Here is a 24537-nt window from a genome sequence, read left to right as displayed (position 1 = left end):
ACTCATGGTTCTCTTCTTGTGTTTCCTAGTTTGTCTAATTCTATCAAATATTTGGAAATCCAGATACCACATGCACACATTTTTCATACTTTTCATAACCTGAATTATCAATTTAACTCAAGGAAGCGCAGGGGGAGAACATTGGACAAAATATCTATTGTAACGCCTTGCTATAATGCTGAAAAGTATATTATGGAGACCGTTCAATCGGTAATTACGCAGACGGCCGTGGACTCGGGACGAGTTGAATTGGAATATATCATCTGTGATGGCGGCTCAACGGATCGAACGATTGAACTGATAAATAGTGTAAACAGCGGATTCATAAAGATCATATCCGAGCCTGATGCGGGGATGTATCATGCTTTATCCAAAGGCTTCCAGCTCGCGACTGGCGACATTTGCGCTTATCTTAATGCCGGGGATTATTACTCCAGGCACGCTTTCGATGTTGTTCTGGATCTGTTCGAAACGAAACCGGTAAAGTGGCTTACAGGATTGAATGTCAGCTACAATGACCGTTCACAGTTTGTTTCGTCCTTTCTGCCTTTTAAATACAGAAAAAACCTGCTTGGCTGCGGGTATTACGGCATGAAGCTCCCCTTTCTACAGCAGGAATCTACGTTTTGGAGCAGGAAACTGAATAAGTTAATTGATTATGATTTTTGGCCGACGTTCAAGTATGCCGGAGATTATTATTTGTGGCGGCGATTCTCGGAGGTCACTGAGCTGAAGATCGTCGATGCTTATTTGGGAGGATTTCGGTTTCACAAGGGCCAGCTTTCCGAGAACCTTGAAGCGTATTTCGCCGAAATGCGTTCCATTGGAACCAAACCCGGGATAAAGGAATTTATTACCCTTCAATTCGACCGGCTGATCTGGATGGGAGATGCGAAGTTAAAGAAGCGGCTGAACCGAGACGGCCTGTTTCAGTATAATCACCAGCTGCAGAAGTGGGAATGAAGACGGGAGGTGGTCGCAATTAAATATATACCCGTTCAAGGTCTTGACAAGTCATGTTCACAATTGGTTATAGGGACAGCCGATTTTTCCCGGAAGCGTTTGGATGCCGTTTTTGAAATGCTTGACGCTTATGCCCTGCGCGGTGGAAACACAATCGATACGGCGAATGTCTACGGAGATGGCGAAAGCGAGCTGGCGGTCGGCCAGTGGTTAACATCGAGACAGTGCCGGCAAAATGTCATCATCATCGACAAGGGCGGCCATTATCATGTGGATGCCGGGCAAGCCATTGTAAACAGACTGACCCCTCATGCTATTGCAGAGGATCTGGAGCGCAGTTTGGAGAGACTTCAGACCGATTATATTGATATTTACTTGCTTCACCGTGACGACCCTTCTGTTCCGGTGCACGAGATTATGGATTTTCTTCAGGAGCATATAGACTCCGGTCTAATTAAAGCTGTTGGCGCCTCCAATTGGTCGGTTCAAAGAATAGACGAGGCGAATCGATATGCGGACAAAAAGGGCTATAAACGCCTGGTAGTCAATAGTCCTTCATTAAGCCTGGCCGCAATCAATGAGCCGCGTTGGCCTGGAACGGTGTATGTAGATCAAGCTTATCATGACTGGCACAAGCAAACGCAGCTTCCATTATTCGCGTGGTCGTCTCAAGCGGGCGGTTTCTTCTCGGGGCGCTACTCCCCCGGCGTTCGCGTGAGCGAGGACATGGTCCGGGTATATTACAGCGATGATAACTGGGAACGGTTAAACCGTGCCAGCAGATTGGCCGCTCACAAGGGAAAGGGCATTACGGCAAATCACATTGCGTTAGCTTATGTGTTAAACCAGCCCTTTCCTGTTTGTGCGGTCATTGGCCCTGAGTGCGTCGATCAATTAATCTCCAGCTTCATAGCGCTGGATTTAGGTTTGACTGATGAGGAACGGCTGTGGCTTAACCTGGAACAATGGTAGCTTCGCCCACCGTCTGAAGCCTATTTTCGTGCCTGCTTCCTCACATCCTTTTTCCGCAGCAGCTTTGCTCACAGAGCATATTTCCAGGGATATGCCAAGCTAAAGCCCTCATAAGATGATGTAATGGAATCGATGTGAGGAGGCGGAGCATAACATGACAAGCAGGTGGGTTGTATTTTCACCCGATGGCAACATTCAGGCGGAACTTTTTCTTAGGAACGGCATTCCGTATTATAGTGTGAACTATTGCCATACCCCCCTTATCAGACATTCGAAGCTCGGCCTCACATTTGAACATGCCAAGCCGCTTAACCGGAATTTCAGAGTCGCCAGCGGCAAGTATGACAGCTTCGATGAGACGTGGACACAGCCTTGGGGAGAAGTCAAGGAAATACGCAATCATTACAATGAACTCCGCGTGGAGCTTGAAGAGACAACCCCGTCTCCGCGCCGAATGTCGATCATTTTTCGCGTATACAATGACGGCCTGGGCTTTCGTTACGAGCTGCCTGAGCAGGACAATCTCTCCCATTTTGAAATCAAGAGCGAAGATACGGAATTTGCCCTGACCGATGTGGATCACGCCTGGTGGATGCCCGCCTATCAGAAACTGTATACCGAACTCCTGTACAATGTGACTCCCCTTCATTCCATTCCTTATCGTGCCGTCCATACCCCTTTAACAATGAAAATGGCTGATGGATTGTACATAAGCATTCACGAAGCCGATTTATCCAACTATTCCTCCATGACCCTAATGCCCACACAGAATAACACACTTGCCATCGACCTGATTCCTTGGTCCGACGGTGTTAAAGTCAAAGGCTCCACTCCCTTAAAAACTCCTTGGCGAACGATCCAGATCGCGGAAAAACCCGGGGATTTGATTACATCCTACTTGATTCTTAATCTCAATGAACCGAACAGGCTGGGAGATGTGTCGTGGGTAAAACCGGGCAAGTATATCGGCATATGGTGGGGCATGCATCTTGGCTTATACACATGGGGCTCTGGCCCCAGACATGGCGCAACGACCGAGAATGCCAAAAGGTACATTGATTTTGCCGCCAAATACGGCATTCCGATGGTGCTCATTGAGGGCTGGAATATCGGATGGGACAACGATTGGACCAAGCATGGCGAAAACTTCAGTTTTACAACCCCTTATCCGGATTATGACCTTGTGGAAGTCACTTCGTATGCCGCCAGCAAGGGTGTGAAAATTATGGGCCACATGGAAACGGCCGGAGCTATTCAGAATCTGGAGCGTCAAATGGAAGAGGCGTTTGCTTTATATAAAAAACTGGGGATAGACGTTGTAAAAACAGGCTATGTCTCCCCTGACCCTGCGCTTAAGCGCTTTGATGACAGAGGGAATCTGATAAGTATGGAGTGGCTTGGCGGTCAATATAACGTGGATCATCATCGAAAAGTAATCGAAACCGCGGCTAGGTATCAGATCAGCCTGATCGCCCATGAGCCGGTTAAAGATACGGGTGAAAGACGGACCTATCCGAATATGATGACCCGTGAAGGCGCTCGCGGACAAGAGTTCGATGCCTCCGCTGAATATGTCGGGAACCCTCCAGACCACACCACCATCATTCCTTTTACCCGAATGCTTGCCGGTCCCTTCGATTATACGCCAGGGATTGTAAAGCTTATTTATAAGGAATACAGACCGGGCAACAGAGTGCGGGGGACGCTAGCCAAACAGTTGGCGCTTTATGTGGTTCTGTACAGCCCTCTGCAAATGGCTGCAGACCTGCCGGAAAATTACGAACAGCAGCGCGCGGCTTTTCAATTTATTCTGGATGTTCCTACCGATTGGCAGGATACCAAGGTGCTGGGTGGAGAGATCGCAGATTATGTTACGATTGTCCGCAAAGACAGAAACAGCGAGGAATGGTATCTGGGCAGCATTACCGATGAGCACGGACGCACGCTTGCAGCACCGCTCGCTTTTCTTGATCCGGGCAAAATGTATGTGGCTGAAATCTATGCCGATGGCCCCTATGCCGACTGGAGGATCAATCCTTATCCCATGACCATATCCAAGGTACTTGTCGACAGAAGCACAACCTTGCAATTGAAGCTCGCCCCGGGAGGCGGGCAGGCTATTCGCATACGGCCGTCTTCCGCAGACGAAATCAAGTCCCTCCCGGTTGAAAGAACTTCCTTTACAAGCGCCTGAGCTTCAGGCGTTTTTACTTTGGCATATCAAACACAGCGTACCGCTCGGGCCGATTATACTTTGCAAAGTACAGCCACCGCCTATTCAGTCTGTTTTAATTCCTTCAAACGCAGCGGTTACTAAATTTTGCACATAAGTATCGTCCAACTTTTCACCGACTACTAACAATCTATAGAAAATCGGTCCATAAATCAGGTCAATGCTTAATTCGATATCGAGATCTCTCTTTAATTCCCCCCGCTGAACCCCCTGTTCCAATAGATGTCTCGCCTCAAGCCGGCGCGGATAGAAATATCTAATCCGGTATGCCTCTGCCAGCCCTGAATCGAACTGCCCTTCACCTATTATCTCCGTTATGATTTTACCTTCCCGGCTTGTCAAGAATCGGGTTAAATTAGTGGCGTGTATGAGTAGATTATTGAATACTGAGCCAGTGTCGGGCAGCGGCAGTCTTGCTGCGGCGGCAGAAAGGAAGCCATCCATAACAACAGCAGCCTTATTGGGCCACCATTTATAAATGGTGGCTTTACTCACCCCGGCACGCTCAGCAATTTTCTCAACAGTGACCGCTCCAAAGCCATTCTCCAACAACAAGTCATATGAGGCTGCAAGGATGGACTTTTCAGTTTCAGTGTTACGCGGGCGCCCTCTTTTGTTATTCACGGAAATCCCCTCCAAATAAAAAACTATACGTTCATTATACATAATATCCGGCAAAAGAAAAAATAAAAACTGACTATTTACAAAACTGTACGTTCAGTATATTATAAAGACATGAATTAGCGAACTATACGTTCAGTATTTATTTTACGAGGAGGATTATTATGCAAACAGAACAAGTAATGGAGGGTAAACGTATTTCGAGTTGGATCACGTTGCTGTTAGCATCCGCATGCGGCCTTATCGTCGCCAATCTGTATTATGCTCAAACACTGGTAGGACCGATCAGCGCCGCTACGGGTCTTTCTTCCGACGCAGCAGGATTAATTGTCACTTTAACTCAAATCGGTTATGTCGTAGGGCTGCTGTTTATCGTACCGCTTAGTGACATTATTGAAAATCGGCGTCTTGCGGTCTTATCGCTACTTGTTGTTGTATGTGCTTTGATTGCGGCAACATTCACACCTAATGCGTTATTGTTCCTCACTGCGTCCCTATTCATTGGACTCGGATCAGTGGTGGCCCAAATACTGGTACCTTATGCTACCTATTTATCGTCTGAAGAACAGCGAGGACGTGTGGTTGGGAACGTGATGAGCGGACTCTTGCTCGGAATCATGTTAGCCCGGCCGGTAGCAAGCTTTATAGCCAGCCTTTGGGGATGGCACGCAGTATTTGCATTGTCGGCGGTTATTATAGCTCTTTTATCGCTTCTGTTGTCGCGCATTCTTCCTGAGCGCAAGCCTTCACCTACGATGAATTATGGCGAATTAATCGTTTCATTGGGTGCTCTATTAAAACAAACTCCTGTATTACGCCGCAGGGGTATTTATCAAGCCTGCCTATTCAGTGCCTTTAGTCTTTTTTGGACTACGGCTCCTTTACGCTTGGCGGATGATTTCGGATTATCCCAGCAGGGCATTGCATGGTTTGCTTTAGCCGGTGTTGGTGGCGCAGTAGCAGCACCGATTGCCGGAAGACTGGCGGACAAAGGCTGGACCCGACTTTTGACCGGACTGGCGATGATCATCGCCGCCTTGTCTTTTTTGCTGGCATACCTTTTTCAAGGCAATTCAACAACAGCTTTAGGACTGCTCGTTGTTGCCGCTATCACGCTGGACATGGCAGTTTCGGGAAATCTTGTGCTTGGACAGCGTGCGATTTATTCATTGGGGAGTGAAGCGCGGGGGCGTCTAAACGGACTGTTCATGTCCATTTTCTTTGTGGGCGGAGCAATTGGATCGTCTTTAGGCGGCTGGTCTTATGCCCACGGCGGCTGGAACTTAACATCCCTGATAGGAATTGTCCTGCCGGTTCTAGCTTTACTTTACTTTCTTACGGAAAAAAGAGATTAAATATTTGATCCAGATTTCCCCGGACGTGGTCAACATTTCTCTTACAGTTCAAAAGAGTTCTTCGGCCCAGGTCATGGGCAATAAGTTTGAACCTTTAAAGCATATAAAAACAGGCTTCCAATCCGCATGAGCAAATCAGAAACCTGATGTAATAAAAGCGATGCGGCTGAGAGGACCCAATCCCGTTAGCATGATGCGCTGTCAAGCGTACAAAAGGCCATTTCGGACTGAATCCGAAATGGCCTTGGAGTTTCGCAGGGTCTTGCCCCCCGGCACTCGGCATGAAGTCAGATCAGCGTGGCAAGAGCCTCCCGCGTGAACGGCTCCAGCTCTTCGGTGCGATCGTCGCGGATCTTGGCCGCCCAGGCCGGATCGCTCAGCAGCGCGCGACCGACGGCGACGAGGTCGAACTCCCCGCGCTCCAGACGCTCGATCAGATTGTCGATGCTGGCAGCCTGCCCGCCCTTACCCTCCTCGAACAGGCTGGTGAAGTCCGAGTCCAGGCCGACCGAACCGACGGTAATAGTCGGCTTGCCTGTCAGCTTCTGCGTCCAGCCCGCCAGGTTAAGATCTGAGCCCTCGAACTCGGGCTCCCAGAATCGGCGCGTGGAGGCATGGAAGATATCGACGCCTGCCTCAGACAGCGGTGTGAGGAAGCGCTCCAACTCCTCTGGATTCGCTGCCAGTTTGACGCCGTAGTCAACCGGCTTCCATTGGGAGAAGCGGAAGATAATCGGGAAGTCGGGGCCGACCGCGGCTCGCACCGCCTCGATAACCTCCACCGCGAATCGGGTGCGGCCAACGAGATCGCCGCCATACTTATCCGTACGCTTGTTGGTGAAGTTCCAGAAGAACTGGTCAATGAGGTAGCCGTGCGCACCATGTATCTCTACCGCATCAAAGCCGATGCGCTTCGCGTCGGCAGCGGCTTGGGCATATGCCTGCACGAGACCGTGAATCTCCTCAACCGTCAACGGCTCGGATACCGGTTCGCCAGTCAGGCTGAGGCCAGACGGCCCGATCGGGTCGGCATTCGATTCCGGGAATTTCTCCCTCTCGCGGGCCGTACCGGTATGCCAAATCTGCGGAGCGATTTTCCCGCCGGCTTCATGCACTTCGCGGACGACACGCGCCCATCCTTGCAGAGCTTCCTCCCCGTAAAAATGCGGCACGCCGAGATCAGCAGCCGCAGCCGGATGGTTAATGACTGTTCCTTCAGTGATGATGAGGCCGACGCCGTTTTCGGCCCTCCGCCGGTAATATCCGGCCACGTCGGGACCTGGAACGCCTGCCGGTGAAAAACCACGGGTCATTGGCGCCATGACAATACGATTTTCAAGATTTAGCCGTCCGCCTTCAAAAGGCTTGAACAGAGCCGCTGCTGATTTGGATATGGTCATTTTATTTTCTCCTCACTGTAGGGTTGTTGATTAATCTATAATTATAAATATATGGATTAACAAATGAAAATGCAAGCCCTTCGGAGAAAACTCTTGAAACTACTTCTTCTTGGCCTGCAGTCCCGCCTCAAAGTCCTCCAAAAAAGCGGCGATCGCCTCCTCATTGCGTCTATAATAAGTCCATTGACCATAGCGGCGGGACTCCAGCAGTCCGGTCTTCTGCATAGAGGACAGGTACGAGGAGATGACCGACTGCGCCAGACCGGATTTTTCCTGAATGCTTCCCACGCAGACACCGCCCGGGAACTCTTCTTTAATGAGGCTCGGCAGATTCTCATTCATCTTTTCCGGCTCCCGCAGCCAGCAAAGGATATTGAGACGGGTTTCATTAGACAGAGCCTTCAGCACCGCAAGCATATCTTCATTATTCATTCTTGACACCCATTCTTGGTTGGTTTGTTCCCAGTATACCAAAAGTTCCGCTCATGAGAAAAATATAAAAAGAAAAACCCTTCTATTCAGAAGAGTTTGGTTTGAGGGTATAATGCGGTCGAGAGGACTCGAACCTCCACGGGGGGTTAGCCCACACGGACCTGAACCGTGCGCGTCTGCCAATTCCGCCACGACCGCATAATATGTAGATACAGCTGCATTCGCTATATTTAAGAATTCCCCAGATGAAAAGCAACCTATTTTTCGCTCTTTTTTAACAGCCGGCAAAGAGGTATCACTGAGGAATGATAGCATGAAGAACTGATTCCACCGGACACACAACGAAGGGCTGTCCCCTAAATCCGAAAGCACTTTTCCCTTTATTCTTTCACTCACAAAAGTCGTAAACTATAGTTTCACAGTGAATGGAAGTTTTCTTAAATCGTCTCCCGTACAATTTGCCTATCATCCCAACATCAAAAGCCCTGTTCTCGTCGGACTGCTGAAGCCCACCAATTACCAGCAAAGCTGTTATTACCCAAAATTAGTCATGAAATTTGATGTTGCTGAGCCGTTCCACGTTTTCAGGATCGTGAAGAGATAGGATTAAGCTCTCTTTGGTATCTAACGTAGCAATCTTCTCCATATCTTCCCCACTTAATTCAAAGTCAAAGATGTTGAAGTTCTCAACGATCCTTTCCTTATGAACAGACTTTGGAATCGCAACAATTCCTCTTTGTGTCAACCAACGTAAAGTCACTTGAGCCGCAGACTTATGATGTTTTTCAGCTATTGATACCAATATTTCATTTTTGAAGATGTTATTTTTCCCTTCAGCAAATGGCCCCCATGACTCAATCTGAACATGGTGATCCTTCATAAATTGAGTATTTTCTACTTGTTGTGTAAATACATGCGTTTCAACCTGGTTTACGGCAGGAACGATTTCATGATGAACGATTAGATCCATCAGGCGGTCATTTAGGAAGTTACTTACCCCGATTGCCCTGATCTTACCCTCATGATATAACTCCTCCATCACACGCCATGAATCATGGACATCTCCAAACGGCATATGAATGAGATACAGATCCAGATAATCCAGTTGCAGTTTTTTCAGTGATGTTTCGAAATGCTCTCTTTGCACTCTTATAACCTGCATCCTGAATCCAAAGCTTTGTTGTAACAAAGATCTCCTCTCTAGGCACGCCACTCCGCTTGATGGCAAGGCCGACTGCTTCTTCATTTTCATAGACAGCAGCGGTATCAATCAAGCGATAACCTTCCATTAGGGCGTTATAAACCGATTCTTCGCATACATCTGTATCATTAATTTGATAAACCCCAAATCCGAGTATCGGTATCTCAACACCATTGTTCAGTGTAACATTTTGCATATGAAATCCTCCTTTTTTTAAAATTTCATACAACAAAGATGGCCAGCAGACTCAAGAGTCCAATACCCCAGAAGATAGTTGCCCTGCTGCCGACACCGATACCCCGGCGGAAGCAGCTACTTTATCCAACATGCCAACAATACTGAATTAATTTTCGGGAATAATTTCATTGACGCAATTTAATGCGTTCAGTGCTCTTGGGAAGCCCATATAGGGAAGACAGTGGGTGATGGCAGCGATCAATGTTTCCTTGTCATTGCCCACATTTTTGTTGCCTTGCACATGTGCCTTAACTTGACCTTCAGCACCACCCAACGCACTTATGATACAGAGTGTCAACAACTCCCGCGTTTTCAAATCAAGTCCGCCACGGGTGTAGAAGTCCCCAAAGCAAAAAGAGGAAAGATAATCCTGTATATGCTTTTGATTGGATGGGGCGCCCTCGCGCATTTTGGCAATTACATCACCAAAAATCTCTATCTGCACGGCAAGCCCTTTATTAAATCGATTCTCTTCTTCAACTTGGTTTTGGCTTTCGAGAGGTAATGCTATATTTCTATCTTTGAAAACTTCATTAATCTCCGCGATGGCATTTAGCGTTTTAGGGAATCCAATGTACGGAGCACATTGGTAAACTGCCTCCTTGATTTCTACCGGTGTTAGTCTAACGTTCAGCGCGGCATGAGCATGTGCCTTGAGCTGAGGCAACGTTTGGTTCGTTGCAAGCACCACCAGAGTGATAAGCTCACGTTGCTTATCATCCAGATTACCTTGATAAAAAACTTCCCCAAAAATGAAGCGGCTCAGGATGTCCTGAAAATCAGGATCGGTAGCGTATGCCGCTGACACTCCATTGCCAAATAGCTTTTTAAACGTTTCTTGGCTCTTTTCAATTCGATTCATAATAGCTAAGCCTCCTGTTTTGTTTTCGGCTAAATGATACCGCAGCAAGAATTACGGAAATTGCGACGGGGATGGTAACTAAGGTTGGTTTGGCCATACTCAATAAACATTACAATGCACCCACAACCCGGTGAGGTATATACGGCTCTTCCAGCGAGGCCATCTCCTCCGTCGTGAGCTTTACCGCAAGAGCTGCTGTAGCGTCATCGAGATGCGAAATTTTAGTGGCACCTACTATAGGAGCCGTAACCGGTTCTTTTTCCAGCAGCCAGGCAAGTGCAACTTGTACACGGGGAACGCCCCACTCTTTCGCAATGGATGCAAGCCGCTCCACAATCACCCGATCGGCATTGGCAGTGGCATCATACTTGGATTTCTGAGCCTGATCTGTTTCAGAACGATACGTCGTTTCCGACCAATCTCGTGTCAATCGTCCCGATGCAAGCGGGCTGTACGGGATCACGCCGATTTTTTCAGCTTTACACAGAGGCATCATTTCACGCTCTTCTTCACGGTAAATGAGGTTATAATGGTTCTGCATCGAAACGAATCGGGTCCAGCCATTATTCTCAGCTACATGCTGCGCCTTTAGAAACTGCCATGCGAACATGGCGGACGCTCCGATGTAGCGAGCTTTTCCGGCTCTTACCACATCATGCAGTGCCTCCATCGTTTCTTCGATTGGCGTTTCATAATCCCATCTATGAATTTGGTACAGATCGATATACTCGGTACCCAGGCGCTTGAGACTCTTATCGATTTCACTCATGATTGCCTTCCGGGATAGCCCCCTGCCGTTTGGACCTTCGTGCATACTGAAGTAAGCCTTTGTTGCTAGTACGATTTCATCGCGGTTCGCATAATCCTTCAACGCGCGGCCGACAATTTCCTCACTTGTACCGTCTGAATATACATTCGCTGTATCGAAAAAATTGATACCGAGCTCCAATGCCTTTTTAATAATGGGTCGGCTGTTTTCTTCATTCAGCACCCACGGATGCATCCACCGCTCAGCTACACCAAAGCCCATGCATCCAAGGCAGAGACGAGATACGTCAAGTCCAGTATTTCCAAGTTTAATATAATCCATCTACCCAACCTCCATTTCCAACTTTATTAGATAATGCCGGGCTCCGCTTTATATATTAAAGTTCGGCAACGATTGGTTACGTATTGGATTCCAAACTGTTTTTGTTGCCAGATAATTTTTTTACCCCTTTAACGAGAACGATATAGGTAATGATGGATAACAGACTGGTCGAAAAAATAATGATTCCAAAAGGTATAGCGGAATTTTCGCCCGCGATTCCCACAAGAGGGGACGTAACGGCTCCAAGCGCAAACTGAAGGGTGCCGAGCACTGCTGAAGCGCTCCCTGCGATGTGACCCTGCGACTCCATCGCTAATGTAAAAGAAATGGGTCCAATGATCCCAATGGATACAGCAAATAAGAAGATGAATATAAACATGGCGGATAATGGTCCATGTGACAACACTACAAATAAGATCGCAGCGGAAGATATAAAGGCTATAGTTAATCCGATCAAAAATAGACGACGTTCCGTCACCCGACCTGCAAGAAGTTTGACGAGTTGAGATCCCAAAATAATGGCAAGGCCATTCAACGCAAAGAGGATCGAAAACATTTGCGGCGACACGCCGTAAATGTTCTGATAGATAAACGGAGTACCCGCAACATAGGCAAATACACCTGCGAACAATATGCCATTGACGAGGGCAAATCCCATAAACGACCGCTCTCGAAACAAGCTGCTATAGTTTCTCATTAACGTCGTGAGGTTACTTGGCACACGTTGCTGTACAGGTAAGCTTTCCTTTAATCCCCATGTTGTCATCCCCGTTAATATTAGGCCTAGCAGCCCTAAAAAAATAAATACACCTACCCATGAGCTATAGGAAACGACCGTACTTCCAGCCGTAGGAGAAATTAACGGAGCCACATTGCTAATCATCGTTAGGAGCGATATAAACTTAGTCATCTCAACCCCGCTAAACCGATCGCGAACGATAGCGCGCGAAATAACGAGTCCGGCGGACGCCGCAACCCCTTGAACAAATCTTAAAGCAATAAACCATTCTATGCTTGGAGCAAAAGCGCATCCAATCGAGGAAAGAATATACAATAGCATGGAAATCAGCAAAGGCCGGCGTCTTCCATAAAAGTCGCTTAAAGGCCCCATTATCAACTGTCCTAAGCCTAATCCTAACAGGCTAGTGGTCAAACTCGCTTGAACCGCAGATGCCCCTGTTCCAAAAAAAACGACTATTTGCGGAAGTGATGCAAGATACATATCGACGGTAAATGGCCCCAACGCAGAAAATGTTGCCAAAATTAGGGCAAAACCGAGAGTATTTCTTTTGGCCTTATATTCCATTTCCCTATAGCTCCTATGACTAATAAATGTGTCTTCAAGCTAACGCATTTTCAATGACATTAAACTTCTTCAATTTGCCCAAAGAAATTCTAATTTTTTACAATTATTTGTTAGGTTAATGCATCGGTTTTTCCCACGAACCTCTGACCTCAACCCCGGTCTCTTTTGCAGCTGCTTCAAGATCACGGATCTCCTGCGCTGTCAGATTGACCTCGGCCGCTTTTATAGCATCCTCAATATGGGTCGTTTTCGTAACGCCGATAATGGGTACGGTTCCTTTTGCAATGGACCAAGCGATTGCAATTTGTGCAGTGGACACATTGTACTTGCTGCCGATGTCTCTCATTACGTGAATTAATCCTTCCAGCTTGGCGAGCACGTCCGAATTAAAGGCTTCGCCTCTTCTAGTGCCGCTCGGAAAAGGATGTTGCGCACTGTATTTGTCGGTTAATGCGCCTTGTTCCAATACCATATAAGAAAAGAAGACGATACCATTCTCCTTGCAGTAATCAATAATACCTGCTTCTTCAGATGAACGGTACAGCAAGCTGTAGTGGTTTTGTACAGCTGAAATTTTCAGACCTTCTTCCGCCAAGATGCTAGCTGCCAATTTAATTTCTTCCAGATTATGATTGGAGACACCTACATATTTTACTTTTCCGCTTTTCATTGAAGGAATCAGTTTTGGCGTCCATCTTTTCACATCTGCCGGGTTGTGTATCCAATAAATATCCGCATGGTCCACGCCAAGTCGTTTTAAGCTCCCATCTAAAAGTTCCTCCACAGCGTTATCTTTTTCCCCCGCAATTTGTGGAGTGAATTTCGTTGAGATCAGCACATCATTACGGTCTTTGGTAAAGCTCCCCAGAATCGTTTCTGAGGCGCCCATCCCATATACAGCCGCTGTATCCCACAAATTGAATCCAGCATCTATTGCCGCGTCAAAAACCGGCTTTAAGTCGGCTGCTGTAAGAAAATTCCCGAAAACAGCATCCCCGCCAGCTTCACCGGTGCCCCATGACCAGGTACCCAGAGCAATTGAAGGGATTTTTTCATTTTGCAGTTTAACGCTTTTCATTGTTTCACACCTTTCAAAATGATTGTTATCGTACGGCAAGCTACGCAAGTTCAGGGTTCAATGCATAAGCCACGTAATCCTTAGCACTTTCCTCAAGCTCCTCGTCTGACAGGTGTTGCATTACACCGTACAATACATATGGTGTCAAATAGCGTGTGCCAATCAAGTTACTGGTTGCCTGAAGAGGTCGCAGCAGCTCTGGAACAGTGTATTTAAAATTGCCGTCTGGCGAATAGTTTTCTTTAGCGGCGCCGGTAGAAACGGCAATCAGCAGCTCTTTTCCGTGCAGCTTATCTCCTTTGCTTCCAAAAGCCCAACCATAGGTAAGAACTGCATCCTCCCATTTTTTCAACAATGAAGGCGTACTGTACCAGTAGAAAGGGAATTGCAAAACGATGCGATCATGCTGCTCCAATAGCCTCTGTTCGGCTGCGACATCGATCTTCTCATCGGGGTAAGCCTCATAGACGCGGTGAGCGGTAACGCCCGCTTGCTTCTCCATTTCTTCCGTCAAGCGTCGATTAACACGGGAAGCAGTTAAATCAGGGTGAAAAACTAGAACGAGTGTTTTCATTGCAAAATCTCTCCTTCAAGAATAATTTGTTGTTTATAAAGTGTTTTCATCTCTGTCAGCTAAAAGCTGCCCTGCAACACCTATATTTTCTCTTTCATTTTCCTTTACGAAAACAAAGAATGCTTGTTCAGGTATGTTCATGATATTTGAAGCTGATGCGGTAAGTTCATTTACTAACATTCTTTTTTGCTCATTAGTTAATTTAGCTGCTTCAATTGTTATCACAGGCATAATTTTATCCTCCTTTTTTACTTAAAAATGACCAACGACTCGGTGCGGGACATACGGTTCTTCTAAAAACGTAATTTCTTCAGGTGCTAACTTAATGGAAAGAGCAGCTTCCGCATCTTCGAGATGGGAAATTTTCGTAGCACCGACGATGGGGGCGGTTACCGGCTCTTTGTGAAAAAGCCACGCAAGTGCGATGTGAACGCGGCGAACGCCATATTTCTCCGCGAGACTCGCAACCCGGTCTACCACCAGTTGATCCGCATTTGCTGTTGCATCATATTTTTGTTTTGCAATTTGATCGGTTTCGGCACGATAGGTTGTTGCCTCCCGAGCCAATCTTCCTCCCGCGAGCGGGCTGTAAGGAATGACTCCGATTTTTTCTTCCTTACAAAGCGGCAGCATCTCTCGCTCCTCTTCACGGTAAATGAGATTTAAATGATTCTGCATAGATACAAATCGTGTCCATCCATTTTTCTCAGCAACATGTAACGCCTTCTGAAACTGCCATGCCCACATGGCAGAAGCACCTATGTACCTTGCCTTACCAGCCTTGACTACGTCATGAAGTGCCTCCATAGTTTCTTCAATTGGAGTGTGATAATCCCATCGATGGATTTGGTACAAATCGACGTAGTCGGTTCCTAATCTCTTAAGGCTCTTATCAATTTCGCTAATGATCGCTTTACGGGAAAGTCCGGCACCGTTTGGTCCTTGATGCATGCGATTATACACCTTGGTTGCCAGGACAATCTTATCTCGATTGGCATAATCCTTTAGAGCTGCTCCAACAATTTCCTCACTTGTTCCGTCAGCATACACATTCGCAGTATCAAAAAAATTGATTCCAAGTTCCAAAGCTTTTTTTATGATTGGACGAGCATGCTCTTCATCAAGCACCCAACGATGATGCCCCTTCTCTGCGTCGCCGAAGCCCATACAGCCGAGACAAATCCGAGATACATCCAAACCGGTATTCCCAAGTTTCACATATTCCATTTGCGGATTTCCCTCCCTTTCTTTCCTTAAATAATGCTCAAATGGGCGACATAATTGTTGTACATCAGGTGTAGCTCCAAACAAAATGAACATTGATTGTTTAATCAGCTAACGTTTATAATTTTAAACAGAAACAACATGCTTGCAATAATCAATACCTCGCGATGTGTGCGTTACTCAACACACCATCAATAATTGCCGATTATCTAGGAAGGGTGGCTTTAGAATGAATAAAGTGGATAGAAGGGTACTCAAATCTCAAGAAGCAATCAAGAAAGCAATTCTTGAACTGATGGCTGAAAAAAACTTCGATGACATTACAATCCGGGATATTTCTAACAGGGCAAATGTTAATCGTGGTACAATTTATCTCCACTACATGGATAAATATGACTTGCTTGATAAGATTATCGAAGAACACATAAGCAATCTCCGTGAACTTTGCCATTCTGCATCTGAAATGACTTTTCAAGAAGGAAATTATGTCTGGTTCGAATACTTTGCGGACAATCATTTGTTCTTTTCAACCATGCTAAACACGAAAAGTGCAGCTTATTTTCGTAGTCGATTCCTTGATTTAGTCGTCCAAGAGTATAAGGTTGAAGTCGATGTAACCGAAGGAAAAAATCAAGGCTTAAGTGAAGAGGTTATTCTTCAATTCTTTGGGGCAGCTGTCGTGGGGGCAGTGGAATGGTGGTTTAAGAATGGAATGCCACTTCCACCTCGTGTTATGGCTGAACAGACAGGGGTCTTGTTGGATAGGAATTTTTAACCCTCCGTCTCCACACTATTCCATCTTATTCGTATACCTTGGCTAGGCATGGGTCGCGTCACAGCTGGTCGAGGGTGATTCTACCATCAACGAGCTGTGACTGTATCAAATCAAAGGATTTCCATGCGATTCAGTTTGCGCTTACTTGACGGGTCTAATCTAAATCTTCTCCATTGCTGCTAATTACTTTCTTATACCAATTAAAGGACTTTTTCCTGCTACGGTTTAACGTGCCATTTCCCTGGTCATCTTTATCCACGTAGATGAAACCATATCTTTTGCTCATCTCTCCAGAGCTTGAGCTTACTAAATCAATGCAGCCCCAGGTTGTATAGCCTAGCAACTCCACACCATCTTCTGCTACAGCTGCTTTAAATGCCCGGATATGTTCACGAAGATACTCGATTCTATAATCATCCTCGATATATCCATTTTCATCAGGCTTATCAACAGCTCCCAACCCATTTTCGACAATCAATAATGGCTTTTGATAGCGATCATACAATGCATTCAATGTAATTCTTAGTCCGAGTGGGTCAATTTGCCAGCCCCATTCACTTCTTTTTAAGTGGGGATTTCGTAATGTCGGAAAGAGATTGGCAGCGGTTTGAGTATTTACTGCTGGGTCAGCGCTCGTTAATCGCGAACCATAGTAACTAAATGAAACAAAGTCAACTGTATTATTTTTCAGAAGCTCCTCATCACCATCTTCCATTTTAAGATGTATATTCATTCTTTCGAACATTTTTTTGGCATAATTCGGGTATTCCCCGCGGGATTGCACATCCACAAAGAAGTAATGCTCTCGATCCCTTGTCATGGCTCTCCATATATCCTCGGGAGCACAAGTATAAGGATAAGTGCTGGCACCCGCCAACATACACCCAATCTTGAATTCGGGATTTATTTTGCGGGCGATTTCAGTTGCTTTTGCACTTGCGACCAATTGGTGATGTGCTGCTTGATACTTCACAGCTTCTTCATTTTCATCTTCTTCAAACACCAACCCTGAGCTGCCGAATGGCAGATGTAATAACATGTTGATTTCATTAAAAGTAAGCCAATACTTTACTTTATCTTTGTAGCGAGTGAAAAGTGTTTCGCATAGTCTTTCATAATAATCGACCATTTTACGGCTTCTCCAAGAACCGATCGTGTTTACCAAATGTATAGGCACATCAAAATGAGTGATGGTTACTAATGGTTCTATACCATATTTTAGACACTCATCAAAAACATCATCGTAGAATTTCAAACCTTCTTCATTGGGTAATGTATCATCCCCATGCGGGAAGATTCGTGTCCATGCCATCGATAAGCGGAAGCATTTGAAACCCATTTCTGCGAATAAAGCGATGTCTTCCTTATAACGATGATAAAAGTCGATAGCTTCGTGGCTCGGATAAAAATGCTCATCATCACATTCCAGCATTTTCATCTTGCCTTTCAATACAGAAACGCGATCCTTTCCTGCGGGTATAACATCAACGGTTGACAACCCCTTATTCCCTTCCAAATATCCACCTTCACATTGGTTAGCAGCAGTTGCTCCTCCCCATAGAAACTCTTTGCTTAGAGCCATTTACAATCCACTCCTTGAATTTAATATGGTTATACTTTTAGGACTAGCAACTCATGGTTAAAATCAGTGATTGCAATACTGTTATTGGTTATCACATCAGCATAACTATAGGTATTCGTAACGATCACCGGGGTCTGAGTAACATATCCTTCCTCTCTGATTTTCTCCAAATCAAACGTGATTAGCGTCTGGCCTTTGGTCATTCTCTGCCCCTCTACAACATGAGCTTCATAATACTTCCCATTCAGTCTAACGGTGTTCAATCCGATATGGATGAGTATTTCAATCCCATCATCGGAGAGTAAACCGATTGCGTGCTTCTTGGGAAATAGCGAAACAATTTTCCCATCAAAAGGAGCGACCACTTTTCCTTCGCTTGGCTCAATGGCAATTCCCTTTCCCATTGCTTCCGAGGCAAAGGCTTCATCTTTTACATCCTTTAGCGGAATTACATTCCCTTTGATCGGACTGGTAATGACAGTATTTTTAAGTGTGATGATTTCATCTTTCGTGCTGACTTTATTCTGCTCAGGTGTTTCTTTTTCATATTTCAGGCTTAAAAAATAGGTAACCACCGCAGTTACAACAGCAGTAATTACTAATGCGATTAATATATTATATAAATGCCAAATGTTTTCTCCGATGTAAAGCGGAATGGCCGGAATTCCTGAGGCCCCTGTCGCATAACGTATAACTCCCATTAATCCTGCGTAAAGCCCTCCACAGGCACCACCAATCATAGCAGCAATAAGAGGATATTTTTTAGGTAAGGAAACACCATAAAGTGCTGGTTCTGTAATTCCCATCAAGCCTGTAATTCCACTGGTATTTGCGATTTGTTTAAATGATGAATCTTTCGTTCTCCACCCTACAACCAATGCAGCAACACCTTGAGAAATATTTGAAATGATTGCACCAGGACCTATAATATTTTCGTATCCTAATGTTGTTATTTGCGCCAATGATAACGGAACAATACTATGGTGAATACCGAACATAACAAGTATTGGCCAAAGGGTTGCAACTAAGAAAACAATCAACCAACCCCCATAAGATCCTAACAACTCAAATCCCGCTGCCATATAGCCTCCGACAAAAGATCCAAGTGGTCCTAATACAGTTAAACCTATGATTCCAGTGACGATAATGGTAAACATCGGAACAAAAATAATTTTTATAGAGTCAGGAATGATTCTTTTAAACAGTCGTTCAATGTAAGATTGCGCCCAAACAATTAAGAGGATTGGAACAACAGATGAACCATAGTTAACAAGCTGCATCGGAATTGCGAAAACTTCAACAGCTTTCCCATCCGTTCGCAATTGAATCAAGCTCGGATGGAGTAAAATTCCAGCAAGCACCATTGCCATAGCAGGAGTACACTTTAATTTACTAGCAGCCGAATATGCCAATAAAAACGGTAAGAAGTAAAAAGCGGCATCAGCTATGAAGCTCACTACATAATAGGTCTGTGACTCTCTTGACACCAGACCAAACAAAAGAAGTAAAGCCAAAAGAGCTTTAATCATTCCTGCGCCCGCAATAGCCGGAACGAGTGGACTAAATGTTCCGGAAACAAAATCGATTAATTTGTCCAAGCGACCTACTTTATCCCTTTTAGACGATTTAACATCTGAATTTCCTAAAGGTTTGAGATGCTTGACAACTTCTTCGTAAACTTCTTCAACATGTGTTCCGATGACAACCTGAAATTGTCCTCCACTTTCGATAACATTAATAACACCATCTAAGGCTTTAATACCTTCTTGATCAGCTTTTATATTATCGTTTAGTGCGAATCTAAGCCTTGTCATACAATGAGTTAGTGTTGATACATTTTCACTGCCACCAATTTTTTCTACGATATCCTGAGCTAATTTTTCATATTTTTTGCTCATACAATTAGTGCCCCCTCTTTTTATTTGAAAGCGCTTTAAATAAATTAAATAGTTGACCCTGTTGAGCTTTGGGCATAGCCCATGATCAGTAATTTCCTCTTACCGCTTGTTCACCTCCAAAAAATAACTATTCAAATAACTTTTTTACAAAATGACGGATTGTCAAGCTAAGTGCGACATCTCGTCCATGAAGGCTTCGTGAGCCGACTTCCAGCCCAGAGATTTACGTGGCCGGAAATTGATGAGGCGGACAGCCTGAGCGAGTTCTTGGTCGGTAACCGTGGCGAAGTCGTGGCCTTTTGGGAAAAACTCTCTCAGAAGACCATTGCCGTTTTCATTGGAGCCGCGTTGCCAGGAGGAATACGGGTCCGCGAAGTATACCTTCATCTGGAGGTAATGCTCCAACGAGCTGTAGCAGGCAAATTCCTTTCCTCGGTCAACTGTGGCACTTTGGAAAGCGGAATGCGGATACTGGCTGGCTACAACGCCGCAGGCGACTTCCATGGAGTAGGCGGTACGATCCGGCATCTTAACGGCCAAATACAGGCGCGTTTTGCGCTCGATGAAGGTGGCGACACAGGCCTTGCTCTTGCCTCGGCTGGAGACAACGGTATCGAGTTCCCAGTGTCCAAAAGTACTCCGTTTACGAATCTCATGCGGCCTTTGACTGATCGGTGTCCCCACGAGAAAGCGTCCACGGGTTTCGACCGGCCCACGGCGCTTGCCCTTGTGCCGGAGCACCTGCACCTTTCCTGCGGCAAGGCGGCCGGAATAAATCCAGCGATAAATGGTTTTGAAGCAAACGAAGGTCTTCCCCTCCACGCGTCGTTTTTCCGCAATCTGCTCTGGCGACCATGTCTGGTCGAGTCTGGCTTCAAGCTCTTTTGCCAGTTGAACCGTGAACTTGCCATGCGGACGGCTCGCCCTCCTTCTGTCTTCATAAGCTTTCTGAGAGGATGCCGCTTCATATGCCTGCTTGGCTTGAGCGCCACGATTCAGTTCGCGGGCGATGGTGGAAGGATGTCGGCAGAGCTGGCGGGCAATGGCCCTCACGGACCACCCCAGACTGCGTAACGTCTCTAGTTGTCCACGCTCAATTATGCTAAGATGGGAGTAGCTCATGGTTGGGTTCTCCTGTAAATGGTGTTGTGGTGACTTCCATTTTACACGAAACCGACATGGGCCTTTTTGTTTTCTTAGCTGTCGCACTTCATTTTACAATCCGTCAAATAAAAAAGTTATTTATCGGCAATAATTTAAGGCTGCATTTGTTTGCGTTTACATCCTTATATTATCACCACATAAATAACTACATCCAATACCTATGATCTATGTTTTATTATGCCTGTAAGGCATGGTTAATAAATTGAATAAAGCGATTAGTAGCTTCACTAAAAATCTTGTGCTTTTTCCAAACGATTACACATCCGAATTTGAGTTCAGGATAAAATGGTCTAAAACAAAGATGGTTAGAATCCTTCATCGCAAGAATACCCTCAATACATATTGCAGTTCCCATACCATTTTCTACAAGATTAACTATATTCGAAATTAAGTTATAGGTAGCTGCAAAATGTAAATGATCATATTCATCACCAAACCAATTGGCAATTTCATTTTGTACTACAAGTCGACTGGAAATGAACAGGGGCACTCCAATAAGATCCTTGGGAGTCACATGTTCTTTCTGTGCAAGAGGAGATGTTGCCTGAGTAAAAATTCCCCATCGTTCCTTTTGTGGCAGTCTGATAAAATTGTATTTTTCAATATTTATAGGCTCTAATAACATTCCGACCTCAAGTAATCCTTTATCTATTTTTTCCTTTATATCATCCCCTGTTCCGCTAAAAATATGATAATTTACCTGTGGATATTCAGCGGAAAATTCTTTTAATAACTTAGACAAAACTTGCGATGTCAGTGATTCAACACTTCCTATAGATATTGTTCCTCCTACTAGGTTTTTCTGATCTTTAAATTCTTTCTCTGTCTTATCCGCAATCGTCAGGATTTCCTCTGCTCTCTGAAGCAAAAGCATACCAGCATCCGTTAATGATACCTTTCTTTTTCCGCGTATAAGTAGTTGAGTTCCTAACTCTTTTTCTAAATCCGCCAATTGTCTGCTTAACGTGGGCTGTGTTACATGTAGTATATCAGCCGCATGAGTAATACTTTCTACACGTGCAACTGTCAGAAAATATCGAAGAACTCTTAGCTCCATGTCCCCTCCTGAAACATCCTTTTATTACCTGATTTTTTCCAATTGTACTTTCACAAACCCGATATATACCGAAAATCCTTATAAAAAATTACCGAATTTCCCCAACTTTCTCTTTTCATGATTGACACGGTTCACTTCCATTTTAATTATGTGTTAATTTTATGTATAATCGCTGAATTGTAAAGAAGATATTTTGTCGACAGAAAAAAGAGGCTGTCCCATAGTCGAAAATGACCAGGAGACAGCCCTTTGCCCATCCTAGATTTTAAATTTCTCCATTAATTCCTGAAGCTCACGCGCGCTCTTCGTATTCTCGTCCGCCATATCAGCTTCCTTATACGTCTTCTCCACGATATCGGAGGTCTTCTCGGCTATGTCTTGAACACCCGCAGCGCTTTCCGAAATCGTCGCGGCGACCTCGTTAATTGCAATCGTAATTGCAGAAACCGTCTCGCTCAAATGACTGGCTGAATTTTCAAAATCATGCATCAGATTGCTTACCAGCTCAGCATCCTGCTTGTACTGCTCACCTACCTCTTTCAGCTTATCGTAGTCGCTCAGCACCGTCCCGTCGATGAAGGACAGCAGATCCTCCGAGCTGTCCTTCAACTGACCGACAGAAGTATGGACTCCTTTCACGATATCCTGAATGCCCGACGCGGTCTCCGACGACTTCTCCGCCAGCTTGCGGATTTCCCCGGCCACAACGGCAAAGCCTCTTCCCGCTTCTCCAGCCCGGGCCGCTTCAATCGCCGCATTAAGCGCGAGCAGATTCGTCTGGCTCGTTATATCCATAATCGTCTTCGCCAGTTCGTTGATCTGGGTAATTGTGCCGGACTCTTCAATCGCCTTCTCCATCTTAACGCGAACTGAATCGTAAATCCCCTTGGCATACACTGTGGACTCGTTCATACCCTGCCTCAGGGCCAAGGCACGGTCAGTAATGTCGGCAGAAACTCTGCCGCCTTCCTTGGCCTTTTGGGCCATTTCGCTGACATTACTGTCGATCTCATGAATCGCGGCAGTCATCTCCTCAGAGGATGCGGCGGTTTCTTCCATACCTGCGGACAGTTCCTGTGTCGTCGCTCCGTTGTCATGGGCGTTCTCTCTGACTTCAACGGCCAACCGTTCGAGCATCTCTGCATTGTTCAGGACTTGGCTGGAGATGTTCATCATACTGCCCGCCATCTCCCGCAGCACGCTGCGGGTCCGGATCGTCGCTTTGGCGATGACGCCGGTCTCGTCTTTATTTTTCAATAGATATTCGTATGTGCCATCGTATCTCAGGTCCAGTTCGGCCGTCTTATTAATTAGTTCGGTAAGCTTGGTTATTGGAACAGCTATTCTGTGGGAGGTGAACAGACCGATTATCAGGGTCAGCACCAGACTGATAAGACCGAGCAGCACGATGAAGGTCGTCATTTCATTGACCGGCTGCATGATCTCGCCGACGTCCCCTGTCAGCACCAATGTCCATTTGGTCTCTGGCAGTACGGTATAAGCCGCCTTCTTGGCCCTGCCATTGAAATCATAATCAATGATCGCATCAGCCGGCTGTTCCCCTTTCTGAACGCGGGCTACAATCGCTTTAACCGCAACGTTCTCCACCGGCTGCCCGATCTTTTCCTTGGTCGGGTGATAGAGCATCATCCCTTTTTCATCAACCAAGTATGCATAGCTTGATTTGCTGCTCATTACTTTCGCGTCGCCCAAATAGGTTGTCAGGCTGTCCGCATAGACGGCGGATACCGCAAATCCTACCATCACTCCATTAGCTTTAATCGGGTTGACAAATGCGAGGACATACGCGCCGGTCGCCTTGGACTTCAGCGTCTCACTGATAACTGGCTCTCCGGTCTCGATTACCTTCTTCGCATAAGCACGGTCGGCGAAACTTTTGCCCAGCAGTGAAGGATCACTGTCGGCAATAGCGGTGCCGTTCATATCGGCGATAAGCAAGTGCTCAAGGTTGCCCGCATCCTTAACCACACCCTGCAGCCTGGTAATTACGGAGGCGCGAAGGTCATTATCGGCAGCTCCGTTTTTCGCCTGAACAAGCACCTGGGCTATGTCATGTTCACCGGCAATCAGGGCCAGATTTCTTTGCTCTTTCTCGATCATGGCGGCAATCGTATCCGACTTGCTCGAATTCAGATGCAGCATCGATGCACTTGTCATGGATGCCAAAGTACTGGATGATTTGGAGTAGCTGAAAATTCCCATTACAATGGTGGAGAACAAGCTGACAGCGAGAATCATCAGAGAAAGCTTTGTACGGATTTTCATTTTTTACACCCTTTCGGCACATTCGGTACTTATGTCGGTAACCGCCGCTCTTAGCACAGAGATTACTAATGCTCTTATCGGTTTTTATTTCGAAAATGAAAAGAGCATTCGACAAATTTCGCGAAATTTACTGAAAAATTTTATTATTTACGTTCGAATGAAATAATCAAGTCATAAAACAGCAAAAATCCGCCGAGACGAAAATGAGTTCGCCTGGCGGATTTTTT

Annotated in this window: 20 protein-coding genes, 1 tRNA gene and 1 pseudogene; 5 read left to right on the top strand and 17 right to left on the bottom strand. The window is 45.7% G+C overall.

All coding sequences use genetic code 11. The features are described from left to right. Nucleotides 1–141 precede the first annotated feature (141 nt). The 3 genes from KP014_RS13315 (at nucleotide 142) to KP014_RS13305 (ending at nucleotide 4129) form a co-directional block, all read left to right on the top strand. Nucleotides 142–963, top strand: coding sequence for a glycosyltransferase (locus KP014_RS13315; protein WP_051500427.1), 822 nt, complete (start codon nucleotides 142–144; stop codon nucleotides 961–963). A 9-nt stretch (nucleotides 964–972) separates the two neighbouring features. After that, complete coding sequence (locus tag KP014_RS13310; RefSeq protein WP_254776482.1) at nucleotides 973–1935, top strand: aldo/keto reductase; 963 nt, start codon at nucleotides 973–975, stop codon at nucleotides 1933–1935. A 154-nt stretch (nucleotides 1936–2089) separates the two neighbouring features. Next, complete coding sequence (locus KP014_RS13305) at nucleotides 2090–4129, top strand: glycoside hydrolase family 97 protein (RefSeq protein WP_063619522.1); 2040 nt, start codon at nucleotides 2090–2092, stop codon at nucleotides 4127–4129. 84 nt (nucleotides 4130–4213) lie between these two features. On the opposite strand, the gene KP014_RS13300 is transcribed toward KP014_RS13305, so the two are convergent. Then, nucleotides 4214–4792, bottom strand: coding sequence for a TetR/AcrR family transcriptional regulator (locus KP014_RS13300; RefSeq protein ID WP_036600345.1), 579 nt, complete (start codon nucleotides 4790–4792; stop codon nucleotides 4214–4216). Nucleotides 4793–4953: 161 nt separating this feature from the next. Between KP014_RS13300 and KP014_RS13295 the strand changes: the two genes are divergently transcribed. Beyond that, nucleotides 4954–6144 carry an MFS transporter gene (locus tag KP014_RS13295; RefSeq protein ID WP_425517273.1) on the top strand — a complete coding sequence of 397 codons (1191 nt, stop codon included), beginning with the start codon at nucleotides 4954–4956 and terminating at the stop codon, nucleotides 6142–6144. Between the two features lie 287 nt (nucleotides 6145–6431). Here the strand turns inward: KP014_RS13295 and KP014_RS13290 are convergent, their stop codons facing one another. The 11 genes and pseudogenes from KP014_RS13290 to KP014_RS13240 form a co-directional block, all read right to left on the bottom strand. Continuing rightward, nucleotides 6432–7544: an NADH:flavin oxidoreductase gene (locus KP014_RS13290; protein ID WP_090834544.1), complete on the bottom strand. Its 1113-nt coding sequence runs from the start codon at nucleotides 7542–7544 to the stop codon at nucleotides 6432–6434. 99 nt (nucleotides 7545–7643) lie between these two features. After that, nucleotides 7644–7976: an ArsR/SmtB family transcription factor gene (locus tag KP014_RS13285; RefSeq protein WP_051499793.1), complete on the bottom strand. Its 333-nt coding sequence runs from the start codon at nucleotides 7974–7976 to the stop codon at nucleotides 7644–7646. A 113-nt stretch (nucleotides 7977–8089) separates the two neighbouring features. After that, a tRNA-Leu gene (locus tag KP014_RS13280) sits at nucleotides 8090–8174 on the bottom strand. A gap of 346 nt (nucleotides 8175–8520) precedes the next feature. Further along, nucleotides 8521–9373, bottom strand: a pseudogene (locus KP014_RS13275) (aldo/keto reductase). A gap of 147 nt (nucleotides 9374–9520) precedes the next feature. Continuing rightward, nucleotides 9521–10276 carry a carboxymuconolactone decarboxylase family protein gene (locus KP014_RS13270; RefSeq protein WP_036593297.1) on the bottom strand — a complete coding sequence of 252 codons (756 nt, stop codon included), beginning with the start codon at nucleotides 10274–10276 and terminating at the stop codon, nucleotides 9521–9523. Nucleotides 10277–10385: 109 nt separating this feature from the next. Beyond that, nucleotides 10386–11366, bottom strand: a complete 981-nt coding sequence (locus tag KP014_RS13265) for an aldo/keto reductase (protein WP_036593298.1) — start codon at nucleotides 11364–11366, stop codon at nucleotides 10386–10388. A gap of 76 nt (nucleotides 11367–11442) precedes the next feature. Then, nucleotides 11443–12672: a multidrug effflux MFS transporter gene (locus KP014_RS13260; RefSeq protein ID WP_036593301.1), complete on the bottom strand. Its 1230-nt coding sequence runs from the start codon at nucleotides 12670–12672 to the stop codon at nucleotides 11443–11445. A 115-nt stretch (nucleotides 12673–12787) separates the two neighbouring features. Then, nucleotides 12788–13750, bottom strand: a complete 963-nt coding sequence (locus KP014_RS13255) for an aldo/keto reductase (protein WP_090834543.1) — start codon at nucleotides 13748–13750, stop codon at nucleotides 12788–12790. Nucleotides 13751–13790: 40 nt separating this feature from the next. Continuing rightward, nucleotides 13791–14324 carry an NAD(P)H-dependent oxidoreductase gene (locus KP014_RS13250; protein WP_036593303.1) on the bottom strand — a complete coding sequence of 178 codons (534 nt, stop codon included), beginning with the start codon at nucleotides 14322–14324 and terminating at the stop codon, nucleotides 13791–13793. 33 nt (nucleotides 14325–14357) lie between these two features. After that, nucleotides 14358–14555 (bottom strand): 4-oxalocrotonate tautomerase DmpI, encoded by a 198-nt coding sequence (gene dmpI / locus KP014_RS13245; RefSeq protein ID WP_036593305.1) that lies wholly within the window; start codon nucleotides 14553–14555, stop codon nucleotides 14358–14360. A gap of 21 nt (nucleotides 14556–14576) precedes the next feature. Next, entirely contained in the window at nucleotides 14577–15551 is a 975-nt protein-coding gene (locus tag KP014_RS13240) for an aldo/keto reductase (protein WP_036593306.1), read from the bottom strand. A gap of 226 nt (nucleotides 15552–15777) precedes the next feature. Between KP014_RS13240 and KP014_RS13235 the strand changes: the two genes are divergently transcribed. After that, on the top strand, nucleotides 15778–16323 hold the full coding sequence (locus KP014_RS13235) for a TetR/AcrR family transcriptional regulator (protein ID WP_036593308.1): 546 nt from the start codon (nucleotides 15778–15780) through the stop codon (nucleotides 16321–16323). A 154-nt stretch (nucleotides 16324–16477) separates the two neighbouring features. Here KP014_RS13235 and KP014_RS13230 read toward each other — a convergent pair whose 3' ends face one another. The 5 genes from KP014_RS13230 to KP014_RS13210 all read right to left on the bottom strand — a co-directional run bounded on the left by KP014_RS13230 (nucleotide 16478) and on the right by KP014_RS13210 (nucleotide 24310). Further along, entirely contained in the window at nucleotides 16478–17905 is a 1428-nt protein-coding gene (locus KP014_RS13230; RefSeq protein ID WP_036593310.1) for a 6-phospho-beta-glucosidase, read from the bottom strand. A 29-nt stretch (nucleotides 17906–17934) separates the two neighbouring features. Then, complete coding sequence (locus KP014_RS13225) at nucleotides 17935–19803, bottom strand: beta-glucoside-specific PTS transporter subunit IIABC (protein ID WP_036593312.1); 1869 nt, start codon at nucleotides 19801–19803, stop codon at nucleotides 17935–17937. Between the two features lie 162 nt (nucleotides 19804–19965). Continuing rightward, nucleotides 19966–20925, bottom strand: coding sequence for an IS30 family transposase (locus KP014_RS13220; RefSeq protein ID WP_036593802.1), 960 nt, complete (start codon nucleotides 20923–20925; stop codon nucleotides 19966–19968). Nucleotides 20926–21142: 217 nt separating this feature from the next. Beyond that, on the bottom strand, nucleotides 21143–22024 hold the full coding sequence (locus KP014_RS13215; protein ID WP_036596589.1) for a LysR family transcriptional regulator: 882 nt from the start codon (nucleotides 22022–22024) through the stop codon (nucleotides 21143–21145). A gap of 258 nt (nucleotides 22025–22282) precedes the next feature. Then, complete coding sequence (locus tag KP014_RS13210; protein ID WP_036596593.1) at nucleotides 22283–24310, bottom strand: methyl-accepting chemotaxis protein; 2028 nt, start codon at nucleotides 24308–24310, stop codon at nucleotides 22283–22285. Nucleotides 24311–24537: the final 227 nt, after the last annotated feature.

It is taken from the genome of Paenibacillus sophorae (assembly GCF_018966525.1).
GTDB classification, from domain to species: Bacteria; Bacillota; Bacilli; order Paenibacillales; family Paenibacillaceae; genus Paenibacillus_AQ; species Paenibacillus_AQ sophorae.
This window is presented reverse-complemented; position numbering and strand designations above follow the sequence as displayed.

Bases quoted from the DNA above. Each gene is read 5' to 3' on its own strand.
- KP014_RS13305 (WP_063619522.1), top strand. From the start codon at position 2,090: ATGACAAGCAGGTGGGTTGTATTTTCACCCGATGGCAACATTCAGGCG.
- KP014_RS13295 (WP_425517273.1), top strand. From the start codon at position 4,954: ATGCAAACAGAACAAGTAATGGAGGGTAAACGTATTTCGAGTTGGATC.
- KP014_RS13290 (WP_090834544.1), bottom strand. From the start codon at position 7,544: ATGACCATATCCAAATCAGCAGCGGCTCTGTTCAAGCCTTTTGAAGGC.
- KP014_RS13285 (WP_051499793.1), bottom strand. From the start codon at position 7,976: ATGAATAATGAAGATATGCTTGCGGTGCTGAAGGCTCTGTCTAATGAA.
- KP014_RS13270 (WP_036593297.1), bottom strand. From the start codon at position 10,276: ATGAATCGAATTGAAAAGAGCCAAGAAACGTTTAAAAAGCTATTTGGC.
- KP014_RS13265 (WP_036593298.1), bottom strand. From the start codon at position 11,366: ATGGATTATATTAAACTTGGAAATACTGGACTTGACGTATCTCGTCTC.
- KP014_RS13260 (WP_036593301.1), bottom strand. From the start codon at position 12,672: ATGGAATATAAGGCCAAAAGAAATACTCTCGGTTTTGCCCTAATTTTG.
- KP014_RS13255 (WP_090834543.1), bottom strand. From the start codon at position 13,750: ATGAAAAGCGTTAAACTGCAAAATGAAAAAATCCCTTCAATTGCTCTG.
- KP014_RS13250 (WP_036593303.1), bottom strand. From the start codon at position 14,324: ATGAAAACACTCGTTCTAGTTTTTCACCCTGATTTAACTGCTTCCCGT.
- dmpI (WP_036593305.1), bottom strand. From the start codon at position 14,555: ATGCCTGTGATAACAATTGAAGCAGCTAAATTAACTAATGAGCAAAAA.
- KP014_RS13240 (WP_036593306.1), bottom strand. From the start codon at position 15,551: ATGGAATATGTGAAACTTGGGAATACCGGTTTGGATGTATCTCGGATT.
- KP014_RS13235 (WP_036593308.1), top strand. From the start codon at position 15,778: ATGAATAAAGTGGATAGAAGGGTACTCAAATCTCAAGAAGCAATCAAG.
- KP014_RS13230 (WP_036593310.1), bottom strand. From the start codon at position 17,905: ATGGCTCTAAGCAAAGAGTTTCTATGGGGAGGAGCAACTGCTGCTAAC.
- KP014_RS13225 (WP_036593312.1), bottom strand. From the start codon at position 19,803: ATGAGCAAAAAATATGAAAAATTAGCTCAGGATATCGTAGAAAAAATT.
- KP014_RS13220 (WP_036593802.1), bottom strand. From the start codon at position 20,925: ATGAGCTACTCCCATCTTAGCATAATTGAGCGTGGACAACTAGAGACG.
- KP014_RS13215 (WP_036596589.1), bottom strand. From the start codon at position 22,024: ATGGAGCTAAGAGTTCTTCGATATTTTCTGACAGTTGCACGTGTAGAA.
- KP014_RS13210 (WP_036596593.1), bottom strand. From the start codon at position 24,310: ATGAAAATCCGTACAAAGCTTTCTCTGATGATTCTCGCTGTCAGCTTG.